Here is an 11,969-nt window from a genome sequence, read left to right as displayed (position 1 = left end):
TGGGAATACAATGGCATTTCAAATTATTGATGGGGTACGTGTGTGGGGAGAACCTGATCCGGGAGCACTCAGTCAGGCGGTTACCTGCTCGCGTACCGGTAATGTGGTACAGACGCTATTAATGGCAGATCATCATAAAGGCTACAGTCAGCCGATCGGTGGAGTGGTCGCTTACAGCGGCCAGATTTCTCCTTCTGGTGTCGGTTATGATATCGGCTGCGGTAACAAGGCGGTTCGGACGAATCTGATGGCTGCGGATATCCGTCCGCAGATCGCCGCAATTATGGACCGGATCGCCGCCAGTATTTCCTTTGGCGTAGGACGTGTAAATCAGCAGCGCGTCGATCACGAACTGTTCGATGATCCGGACTGGGATGTGTATAGGTCTGCCGCCGGTCGTGAAGCTTATGACAAATTAAAGCGCCTGGCGCGTGAGCAACTGGGCACGGTCGGCAGCGGTAATCACTACGTCGATCTGTTCGAAGAAGAAGCAACCGGTCGACTCTGGATCGGCAATCACTTTGGTAGCCGCGGATTTGGGCACAAGACAGCCAGTGGCTTCCTTAATCTGGCTGCCGGACGGGAATTCCTCGGCAAGGCACCGGGTGAACATATGGATCAGCCGCCGGTACTGCTGGATCTGGACAGCGAGCTGGGAGATATGTATTACCGGGCGATGAAACTGGCTGGACGGTATGCTTATGCCGGACGGGATTATGTAATTGATGAATTGTTGAGACTGCTGGGCGCACAAGCAGATTTTGAAGTGCATAATCATCATAATTTTGCCTGGAAAGAACAACATGAAGGCCAGGAGACGATCGTTGTACGTAAAGGAGCTACCCCATCTGCACCAGGACAGCTCGGATTTATCGGCGGCAGCATGGGCGATATCTCGGTTATTGTCCAAGGCAAGGATAGTGACGAGAACCGCGAAGCGCTGTACAGCACTGTACATGGTGCTGGCCGGGTCATGAGCCGTACCCAGGCCGCCGGCAAAATGAACTGGAAAACCCGTACCCGATCTGGTGGTCAGGTGACCCGCGAACAGATGAAAGAAGCAGTATCCAGCTTTGGGGTAGAGCTGCGCGGCGCGGATACGGACGAAAGTCCATTTGCTTATCGCAAGCTGCAGACCGTACTGGATGCGCATAGCGAGACGCTCGATGTACTGCATGTACTCAAGCCGATCGGCGTATGTATGGCAGGGGCAGATGAATTCGATCCTTACAAAGACTGAATAATAATGAAACAGAGTCAGAATCAAGAAATACAGACACATGATCTTTTATTTCGGAAAAGAGCAGAGCGAACGAATGCTTTGTTCTTTTCTTCATAATAAAGAGATATCAGTGAAAAAAACGAAGAGCAGATAACAGATTGATTTTAAGATACTTAAAATAGATAATTTATACGCAATTACGTTATTATTATATGGATAAATTTCAATCGATCTATTAATATAATATTTAGGTGTATATGAAATTGGTTTACAATTTTTACTTTTTGGCTAGTCAACAAGGTTTATCCATGCGATACTTAAAATTGACAAAAGCGAAAAGAAAATCATATACTATTTTTAATTCAATTTAAATGGATATAATTACTATTAGAACAATTTAATACCATACATATTTAGCATTCCTATTGCATGTTCATACATACTAGTGTATTTAGACTGAATATTTAACTTTAATTTAAAGCGCTTCAAATTTAAAACCGTCACATATCCATTTATTTAGAAGATCAAGCATTGTTCAGAAAGGGATGGGGTTTTTGATAAGAAAATCGTTTTATATGTTATGGGGTACACAGACCGTATCGAATATTGCGGATATTGTGTACACGCTCAGTCTGGTAACGCTGGTATTTACAGCGAGTGGTTCATTGCTCACTACGATTTTTATTCCATTGTTCCGGATGTTGTCCAAAATGGTCAGTGGATTGGTAGCACCACTAATCATGTCACGTATCCGTCTGACGTCTATTCTGATTGGTTCACAGTTGGGACAGTTCGTTATCTTTACCGGACTGATCTTTTATCTGTGGCTGAGTCCCGAAGTATCGTATCCGATTATTTTTCTGGCTGTATTCGGAATGTCCTTTCTCGATGGGTGGACTGATCCTGCCCGTAATGCGTTAATTCCTAGATTGGCAGAAGACGAAGGACTGATGAAAGCCAATGGACTGATGTCTGTCAGCGATCAGGTAGTCAAATGCTCGGGTTGGGCACTCAGCGGGGTGATAGTCGCTGTGATTGGTGCGGTTCCGACGATGTGGATCGCGTCGGTTAGTTACTTTTTGGCGATGTTTTTTACTGCCTTTATCCGTGATCCGTATGCCGCTGCAGGGATAGGGAATGTTGATGCATCACCTGAAGCGTTTGGCGCAAAGGGGGCGCTTCGCAAGCCATCGTATGGAGAACAACTCTCCGAAGGCTGGAAAATTCTCGCTACCAATCGGCGTATTCGTACACTGGCGATTGTTGATAATATCGATACACTTGGAGGCGCAGCCTGGCTCGGCGCATTTATTCTGGCTTTTGTCGTGGAAGTGCTGCATCAGGACGCCAGTTGGTGGGGCTTTATGAATACGGTGTTCTTTATCGGCTCGATTGCCGGAGGCGTATTTATTGTAGCCCGTGTCAAAAAGCTGCAAAAAAATGCCTATCTGTGGATGTTGTTTAGCCTGCTCGCTTACGTCATGATCACCTTTTTCTTTGCCTTTAACAGTGTTCCCATGCTGGCGCTGATCCTGTTCGCTGTATCGGGACTGCCTGTACAGATTGCCGGCATCATCCGCCGTACACTGATCCAGCAGAATCTGACACCAGCCGAGACACCAAGTGCTATGTCTGCTCTCAGCGTGCTAAGCAATTTTACTTTTGCAATTGCCATGCTGCTGCTTAGCTGGATCGCCGACCGGTATGGGATGCGGGATATGTATGTGGTAGCAGGTGTAATGACGACTGCCGCTGTAGTGATTGGGTTCGTATATCGCTCGGCATTCCGCGAAGAATTGTCTCCAGCATATGCGTCAGAGGAGAATGTAGTTGTAAATAAAGCCTAAGTGACAGACAGGTTAATGGAGCTATAGAGCAGCATTTCTATCAACCATACAAGTAGCATTAACGATTGGGTAAAAGCATATAAAGGAAGAAGAAATATGCATAAGCATGTATAAAAGAAGGTAGCAGACAGATAATATCTTTCTAGAGCCATCTACCTTTTGGCTTGATAAAACGATCCAATGAAAAACAGAATATTACCTATACAAAGAACGAAGCAGACCCGCGAACGGTGCTGCTTCGTTTTTGTATACTTTTATAAAATCATATATAAGACTCTACTATAATACCAATAACTCTTCGATCCTGTTATCTACACACCGGAGTAAGCCATAAATCCACCATCCACCGGTACCACAATTCCTGTCACAAATCCCGAGGTGCGTGCATCGGCGAGCCAGAGCAGCGTACCCAGCAGATCGTCAGGTACACCGAATCGGTTCATCGGAGTATGGGCGAGGATCTTCTCGGACCGCGCAGTGAGCGAGCCATCGTCATTTTTGAGCAGCTTTTCATTTTGCGCGGTCAAAAAGAAACCGGGAGCAATCGCATTCACACGTATACCCGCATCGGCAAAATGAACAGCCAGCCACTGGGTAAAGTTATTGATTGCCGCTTTGGCAGCACTGTAAGCAGGTACTTTGGTCATTGGAGCAAAAGCACTCATCGACGAAATGTTAATAATCGTCGCTTCTGGACGGTCGATCATATGGCGCGAGAACACCTGGGTCGGAATCAGCGTACCGGTCATATTCAGATCAAGTACGTGCCGGAACCCGTCAATCCGAATATCGTAAAAAGTCTGCTTCAGCTCGTCATTGAGGTCCTCTTCGCGGAAGCTTTCTTCGGTCGTGTTGGCATCCGGACGATTGCCGCCAGCCCCATTGATAAGAATATCGCAGGGACCGAGCTGGGTAGTAACCGCTGTCTCCGCGAGGATCACACTGTCTTCGGAAGTTACATCGCATCCGACCGCTATTGCCTGCACACCCAGACTGCGAATTTCCTCTGCCAGTTGTTCACCTTTCTCCACGGTACGATTCAGGATAGCAATATGACAGCCTTGATGGGCGAGCTCCAGCGCCATTGCCCGGCATAGGATACCGGCACCACCCGTGATGACGGCTATTTTGCCATGAAGACCATCATGCAGCGGCAGAGGCTGGGTACTGGAAGCTGTCGGAGGCTCCTGTTCCTTGGCTTCTACCGAGTGAATGACTTCGCGCAGTGTTTTGTCTACCAGCGAATTACCGGTCGAGGGAGCTGCCGGAACAGTGGGCGTGATTGGTATGTCCGAAGCATACGGCAAATTGCCGCCTGGAGTCTGCTGTTTCTGTTCATTCATCGGCAGTCCCTTCCTTTCGTCCGGTCGCTGCTGTCAGAAAGGGGTTCCGGCGATATTGAAGGGAATCCCATAATCCCCATAAATACATAATGCCAAGTGCACGGTCATACAATCCGTATCCCGGACGGCACTGTTCGCCCCAGAGATGTCGTCCATGATCGGGTCGGCAATATCCGGTGAATCCTTCCTCATGATAAGCCTGCACAATACCGGCAATATCAACTGTTCCATCGATCGTACGATGCGAGGTCTCCTGAAAATCGCCATTGTCTTCTACTTTGACATTACGGATATGTGTAAATGGAATCCGGTCCGCAAATTCATGAATCATAGAGATAATGTCATTGTCCGGATTGGCACTGAGCGATCCGCTGCACAGGGTAATTCCGTGTGCTTTGCTGTCATACATGCCGAGGAATCTGCGAATATTATCCTGACTGCGGATAATACGCGGCAGCCCGAAGATCGACCAGGGCGGATCATCCGGATGAATGGCCATCTGAATACCATTAGCCTCGGCGACCGGAATAATCTCATCCAGGAAATACTGCACATTACGCCATAGATCCTCTTCCGTAAATCCTTGATATGCCTCAAACAGCTCGGTCAGATGGGAGAGACGCTCTGGCTCCCAGCCAGGCATGGTCAGTGCAGAGTTGGACTGAATCTGCATTACCAGCTCAAAGGGATCCATATTCTCGATTCGGCTGTTCTCGTAAAATAAGGAATTCGATCCATCCGGCAGCGGATGGTGCAGATCGGTACGGAGCCAGTCAAAAATCGGCATAAAGTTGTAGCAGATCACTTTGACACCGGCTTCACCCAGATGTTCAATGGTCTGCTTGTAGTTGGCGATATAGCGGTCACGGCTGGGAAGTCCCAGCTTAATATCCTCATGGATATTGACGCTCTCCACGACTTCAATATGTAAGCCATAACGCTCGCTGAGTTGTTTCATCTCCTGCACGCGTTCCCGCGGCCAGACTTCGCCCACGGGAAGATCATGCAGAGCCCAGACGATACCTTCCACGCCTGGAATCTGACGTACCTGGTCCAATGTTATGGTGTCATTGTTCTCACCGAACCAGCGAAATACCATTCTCATACGGTTCACACTCCATCATTGATATTATGCTGCGCATGGATGTCTTAGCCAGTTGTGTGTTTTATTTATACACCTGCCTCCAGAGGTTGACGCATCTGAAGATGGGTTTTGCGATAGTGACTTGGCGAGATACCCGACCAGCGCTTGAACTGACGGCTGAAATGGGCGATATCCCGGTAGCCGAGTGTCGTCGCAATATCCTGAATAGACATCTGTGGATCGGCGAGCAATAGCTTGGACTTGTGCAATACCAGATTGGACAGATAGCTGCGCGGCGAGATGGCAAAAACCTGATGGAAAATCCGGTTGCAATGTGAAGGGCTGATTCCCAGCTCTGCTGCAATATCGTCGATTCCGTAATGGGAATCGGGACGCTCGGCGATCTGACTCGGATTACGGTTTACAATACCCTGCAGGCGGGCAGCAATCTGATGAGCCAGCTCCATATGTGCATAGGTCGAAGGTGATACCTGTGCAGCTTCATTTAATAAAATCTCCCATAATACGCTGAACAGCTCAAACGAAGCTGCCTGCAGGCGAATTCGTCGTGTAATCATATGCTCGCTCTCATGCTCGGCAGCCTGCACAAGCTTCATGATGCAGGGCTGAATCTGCTGTGCAGCCATGCTGTCCTTGCGGAAGACAAGCTGATGCAGACGTTCCAGCAGAGACAGGAACACCCGATCCGTCATTTCAAAATGAATGCATACATAGACCAGTGACTGATCGCCGACACTCCGGCTGGTATGAGGAATACCCGGCGGAAGGATGACTACATCCCCGGCCTGCTGGGTATAACTGTGTGTACCCGCTTTCATTTGCTGGGTGCCCTGCAGTACATAATTGATCTCATACTGGTCGTGCTTGTGACTCGGGCATTCCCAGTCATGGCTAACCTCACGCAGATGAATTCCCAATAGATTAACCGTCGTCTGTACGTCCGGGCATATGGTCTCAGACAGGCTGATTCCCCATTCCGGTGATATAAAGGAAGTAGACATCGATAACCTCCAATCTCACATTTTATGCTGGATAGAGTGCTGGTGTAACAGGCTTGGATGAGTTGTAGAATATCGTAATAAAATAGATATGGGTAATTTTACTAGTACTATTATTCCCAGCATACATGGATATCATTAAAAATGAAAGGGTTTTCATTAATAACATTAAAATGAATACGGAGCGGCTGTATGACCTGTTAGCAGCGCTTTATCGTACTCTCTAAAGAGTTATCGCAAAACGTCTGGTATAATGGGTATAATTACGATAAATATCTACAATTATCTACAGAAAGGCTGTCTGGCATGGCACAATACCCGCAATGGTCCTACTCACAGTCCAGGGCCAATATGTTTGATGAATGTCTGCGTAAATATTACTTTCACTATTATGGTTCACATAACGGCTGGAATGAACGGCTGGGTTCGCCAGAGCAGGTGCAGGCCTATCGGCTGAAACAGCTGCGTAATTTTTATCTGCTGTTTGGCGATTTGGCGCACCGGATGTGCGAATCGGCGCTGCGGCAATGGGATGAATCCAAAAGCTCTCCACGGCCCGAATTTCTATTAACCACCATACGCAAGCTGCTTAACGACGCCTATGTACAGTCCCAGGATCGGGAAGGCTGGTTGCGTAACCCCAAGCATCATATGATGCTGTCTGAAATTTATTATGGCGACGATACCCTGAACAGCCGTATTGCCACAATTAGGCAGCGGCAAGAAGAGTGTGTCAGCCATCTTTATCATAATAAGACATGGCAGGAAATCACTGGCAGCAAGGTGAATATTCTGGAAATCGAGAAATGGGATACGATGATTCTGTTCGATACCAAAGTCTATGTCAAAATGGACTTATTATATCGCAAAGAAGATGGTACAGTAGTCATTGTGGACTGGAAAACAGGCCGCGAAGATGATTTCTCCGATCAGCTGTATCTGTACGCCTCCTATGTTCAGGAAAAATACAATATGCCTCTGGAAAAAATACAGATCCGGGTAGAGTACCTGGTCACCGGAGAGCATAAGGAATACAGCGTAACTCGTGAAGATATCTCCAAAGTCGAACAAAACATCGGCAGGTATATTGAGGAAATGCGTTCCTGTCTGGATGATGATTATTATAACCGGCCCAAGCCGGAAAGCTATTTCACCGCGATGCCGTCTCCGCGCAAATGCAAAGAGTGCAATTTCCGTGAAATCTGCAAGGACCGGGCAGTCTGATTATTGGATTGTCGGCATACTGGAACAGCTGACCGCACAGGCAGTTGTACGGAAGAAATACGCACTACACTCAAGGCATATCATTCAAAGGAGGATTGGTTCGTGGATATTTCGTCTGCACCAGGCATGTCTTTACTAACACATGTATATAAGCATATCCCGGAAGGGATTGCGATCTTCTCGCCTCAAGGTGAATGTCTGCAGGTCAATCCCGCTTTTTGCCGTTTACTGGATTATGAAGAGGAAGAGTTAAAAAGATGTTTGAATATACAGCAGCTGGCGGATAGCTGGCTGTATCAGCAGCAGAAGGATACAATCGAGCGGCGCCTGATGCGGCGCGATCAGGAGACTATCTGGCTGTCGCTGCAGGCTTCGCGCTATCCGGATGCACCGGATCAGCCGCTGGAGTATCTGGTGCTGTATGCCAGTGAGATTGCCGACCGGGAAGAGGAAGACCTGTATACAATGGTCGCCCGCAATGCTTCCAATGTAATCTCGGTCAGCTTGCCGGACGGAACAATCAACTATGTATCGCCTTCGATAAAAAAAATGCTTGGTTACGAGCCTTATGAAGTAATGAACTCCAAACGGATGGAATATTATCATGAGCAAGATGCCAAAGATATGCTTCAGCCTGGACTGATGTATAACGACAGCAAAACCTTCATCCGCCGTGCGAAGCACAAAGATGGGCATTATCTGTGGATCGAAGTATTCACCCAGACGATGCATAATGCGAATGGCGAAGTGGAGAGAATCCTCAGTATTGCGCAGGATGTCACCAAGCGCAAAGCCCAGGAAGATATTGTCTCCCGGGCGCATAAGCTGGCCCAGATCGGTGCCTGGGACTGGGATATGGTCAACAACCGTATTCATTTCTCCAAAGATATCCGGCGTATTTTCGGCAATGTAATGAAACCGGTGGAGCTGGATACTGATTCGTATATGTCCACGATTCATCCCGATGATGCCGAGCGGGTGATGAAATGTATTTTGGATGCACTTCATGAAGGTACTAACGGGGAAGCCCTGTACCGGATTGTACTGCCTGGCAATGTACAAAAAGTCGTACAGGCCTACTGGGAAGTCATTATCGACAAGGCCAGTGGTGCGCCGCTGCAGATTATCGGCATCGTACAGGATGTAACGGCCAGTCACCAGATGAGTGAGCAGCTCCGGCAAAGTGAACACAATTACCGTCTGATTACCGAAAATTCGCTGGATATGATCTCCCGACATCATGATGATCAGGCGTTTACTTTCCGTTATGTATCTCCGGCCAGCATGATTATTCTCGGTTATGAACCGGAAGAGCTGATCGGCAGCTCCTGCTACGAACTGCTGCATCCCGAAGATATCGACAAAGCGCGTCGTTTTCTGGAAGAAATCAAGGGCAAAGGCAGTCAGCATGATACGATCATCTTCCGCTATCGGCACAAAAAGGGCCATTATGTCTGGTTCGAGACCCTGAGCCGGTATGCCTATAATGAGCAGGAAGGCAGCTATGGCTATACCTCGATCTCTCGTGATATCACAGAGCGCAAATACCTGGAAATGGTGCTGCGTGACAGCGAATATCGCTACCGTTCTTTGTTTGAGAACAATCCGTCCGGCGTATGCGCGATGGATCTCAAAGGACATTTTCTGTCGGTCAACAGCAGTCTGGAGGAGATTACCGGTTTCTCCCGGCATGAATTGATCGGGCGACGGATTTTCAACTTTTTCTCGGCAGAGGATCTGGGCAAGATCAGGCATCATGCCCGCATGGCAGCAAGAGGTGTTCCGCAGACCTACGAGATTTCCGTACCGCGTAAAGACGGTTCCTTTTTCCCGGCAGATGTGATTAATGTGCCGATTATGGCGGATACCGAAGTTATTGGATTATACGGGATTATTACCGAGACTACCCGGCTCAAAGAGTATATCAGCCAGATCGAGAAGCTGGGCAATGAACGCGCACTAATTCTCGATTCGGTCTCCGAAGGCATATTCAGTGTGGATGCAGAAGGAGACGGTATCTTCATTAACCGGGCCGGCGCGGAAATGCTGGGATTGGTGATGCAGCAGCCGGATGGACAGGGATTATACAGTTCTCATGGCTGGAATCAGGCACTTTATGATGTGGATATCTTGAACGAGCAGTCGCCGATTATTCAGGCGATCCGGCAGGGAACCCCGCATCAGGTGGAAGAGACGATTTTCTGGAAAAATGACGGTTCCAGCTTCCTCGCCGCTTACCGGGTAACACCGGTATACGAGCAGGGTGAATATCGCGGGACTGTGATCGTGTTCCGCGATATTACGGATGAAAAGGAAATTCTGCGTGCCAAGGAATCTGCGGAAAAGGCAGATCGTGCCAAATCGGAGTTCCTGTCGGTGATGAGTCATGAACTGCGCACGCCGATGAACGGTATTATGGGCATGACAGGTCTGCTGGCAGATACGGAGCTGGATGAACAGCAGCGCAGTTATTTGGAAATTGTGATGAACAGCAGTGAGACGCTGCTACAGTTGCTAAATGAAATACTCGATTTCAGCAAGGCGGAAGCCGGTATGCTTACACTGGAATCCGAACCGTTCGAGACAACAAGAGTATTGGATTCTGTTGCCGAACTGTTCCGGGTAAGGGCTTCCGAGAAAGGAACAGAGCTTACCGTGGAGGTGGCTTCGGAAGTACCGGATGTACTCGTGGGCGATGCCGGACGAATCCGTCAGATTCTGATCAATCTGGTAGGCAATGCCGTGAAGTTCACGGAAGAGGGACAGATCAATGTCTCGGTTCGCGCCCTGGAACGCTCGGAGGGACAGACTGATCACCCCGGTGAAATCTGGCTGGAATTTGCAGTACAGGATAGCGGAATCGGTATTGCCCTGCATCAGCAGCATCTGCTATTTCAGCCATTCTCCCAGCTGCATCCAGTCTGGAACCGCAAGTATGGCGGTACCGGTCTGGGCCTGTCGATCTGCAAAAAGCTCGTGGAATTGATGGAAGGCAGTATTGGGGTGATTAGCGACGAAAACCAGGGTGCTTTATTCCGGTTTGTACTGAAGCTGGGTACGGTGACTGCTGATCAGATGGATGATTCTACCAATCAAGTGCCGGATATTCTCCTGAGCGAAAGTCGTTTATTAACAGCAGCCGGTTCTGATACAACTGAGCACATACCGGAACTGCGCATCCTGATCGCTGAGGACCATCCATCCAACCAGCGGGTACTGCTGTCGATGCTGCATCGTGAAGGATACACGGCAGAGCTGGTTATGAACGGAGAAGAGGCGGTTCAGGCTTGTCTGGACAAGACGTATGATCTGATTTTTATGGATGTGCAGATGCCTGGGATGAATGGACTGGAAGCTTCACAAATCATTCGTGGACATTTCAGTAATGAACAAACGCCTATCATTATCGGTGTAACGGCATTCGCCCGTCAGGAAGACAGGGAACGATGCCTGAATGCCGGCATGCATAATTTTGTCAGTAAGCCGGTGATGAATTCGGAACTACAGAGAGTATTGCAGGAGAGTGCGGATATGCTTCGCCTTCGCCGTCCGGTCATTGATCCGCAGCTATAAAGAACAAGTGCAGACCAGACCCTATACCATATAGAGGCTATCCTTCTATATTATGCAAAAGCGGATCACCGAGGCTCTCCCTGGTGATCCGCTTTTTGATTATGATATTTGATAAGAGGATTATACGGGGTCTACCTGTACCATGGATTGCTTGCCGCTGACCTGAATACCGGTTTGTGGTTTGCCGGCTTCTTTGAGATCGCGCAGCAGATCTTCGATAATCGCTTTGGCTTTGGCGGATTCTTTGCTGCCCTGTGTTTTGACGACGAGCATTACGGCATTACCCGATTGCAGGATGCGCAGTGCCTGATTTTTCTTGGTGTCATAATCATGATCCTCAATATGAGCAGTCAGGCGGATTTCTTTGATTTTGGCAGGTCTGTCGCTTTTGGTAGCCTGCTGTTTGTTTTGCCGGGCAGCGCCGGCGGCAATCAGCTGGCAGGGTGGCGGGCTGCTGAACAGTGAATTACAGACCAGATCCACTTTTAGCTTACGCGCCATTTGCAGGGCTTCAGCGGTAGGCATAATACCCAGGTCTTCGCCGTTCAGACCAGTCAGATGCACTTCGGATGCTTTGATTTTTTCATTTTTGATCATAGGTAATTCCTCCAGCATTTCTATTGGTTTTTCTTGTGTTATACATATCGTTAGCGATCA

At 48.4% G+C, this 11,969-nt stretch carries 8 protein-coding genes; 4 read left to right on the top strand and 4 right to left on the bottom strand.

The features are described from left to right. Window positions 1-10 precede the first annotated feature (10 nt). Both WH46_RS03390 and WH46_RS03385 read left to right on the top strand, forming a co-directional pair. Window positions 11-1,240: an RtcB family protein gene (locus WH46_RS03390; protein ID WP_017811569.1), complete on the top strand. Its 1,230-nt coding sequence runs from the start codon at window positions 11-13 to the stop codon at window positions 1,238-1,240. Between the two features lie 536 nt (window positions 1,241-1,776). After that, the gene (locus WH46_RS03385) at window positions 1,777-3,069 is read left to right on the top strand and encodes an MFS transporter (protein WP_036629266.1); all 1,293 of its coding nucleotides are present in this window, start codon (window positions 1,777-1,779) and stop codon (window positions 3,067-3,069) included. 311 nt (window positions 3,070-3,380) lie between these two features. On the opposite strand, the gene WH46_RS03380 is transcribed toward WH46_RS03385, so the two are convergent. From WH46_RS03380 to WH46_RS03370, 3 genes are all read right to left on the bottom strand, one after another. Next, window positions 3,381-4,412 carry an SDR family oxidoreductase gene (locus WH46_RS03380; protein WP_017811567.1) on the bottom strand — a complete coding sequence of 344 codons (1,032 nt, stop codon included), beginning with the start codon at window positions 4,410-4,412 and terminating at the stop codon, window positions 3,381-3,383. Beyond that, window positions 4,405-5,517 (bottom strand): mannonate dehydratase, encoded by a 1,113-nt coding sequence (gene uxuA / locus WH46_RS03375; protein WP_046225678.1) that lies wholly within the window; start codon window positions 5,515-5,517, stop codon window positions 4,405-4,407. The genes WH46_RS03380 and uxuA overlap by 8 nt, the downstream gene beginning before the upstream one ends. 65 nt (window positions 5,518-5,582) lie before the next feature. Next, window positions 5,583-6,518, bottom strand: a complete 936-nt coding sequence (locus WH46_RS03370; protein ID WP_017811565.1) for an AraC family transcriptional regulator — start codon at window positions 6,516-6,518, stop codon at window positions 5,583-5,585. A gap of 303 nt (window positions 6,519-6,821) precedes the next feature. Here WH46_RS03370 and WH46_RS03365 point away from each other — a divergent pair, with 303 nt between their 5' ends. Next, the gene (locus WH46_RS03365) at window positions 6,822-7,739 is read left to right on the top strand and encodes a PD-(D/E)XK nuclease family protein (RefSeq protein ID WP_017811564.1); all 918 of its coding nucleotides are present in this window, start codon (window positions 6,822-6,824) and stop codon (window positions 7,737-7,739) included. 102 nt (window positions 7,740-7,841) lie between these two features. Next, on the top strand, window positions 7,842-11,312 hold the full coding sequence (locus WH46_RS03360; protein WP_046225677.1) for a PAS domain S-box protein: 3,471 nt from the start codon (window positions 7,842-7,844) through the stop codon (window positions 11,310-11,312). 120 nt (window positions 11,313-11,432) lie between these two features. Here WH46_RS03360 and infC read toward each other — a convergent pair whose 3' ends face one another. Then, window positions 11,433-11,909, bottom strand: coding sequence for a translation initiation factor IF-3 (gene infC / locus WH46_RS03355; RefSeq protein WP_046225676.1), 477 nt, complete (start codon window positions 11,907-11,909; stop codon window positions 11,433-11,435). Window positions 11,910-11,969: the final 60 nt, after the last annotated feature.

The sequence above is a fragment of the Paenibacillus dauci genome (assembly GCF_000971985.1).
GTDB lineage: Bacteria > Bacillota > Bacilli > Paenibacillales > Paenibacillaceae > Saccharibacillus > Saccharibacillus dauci.
The sequence above is the reverse complement of the archived record's forward strand: the minus strand, read 5'-3'. Positions and strand labels throughout refer to the sequence as shown.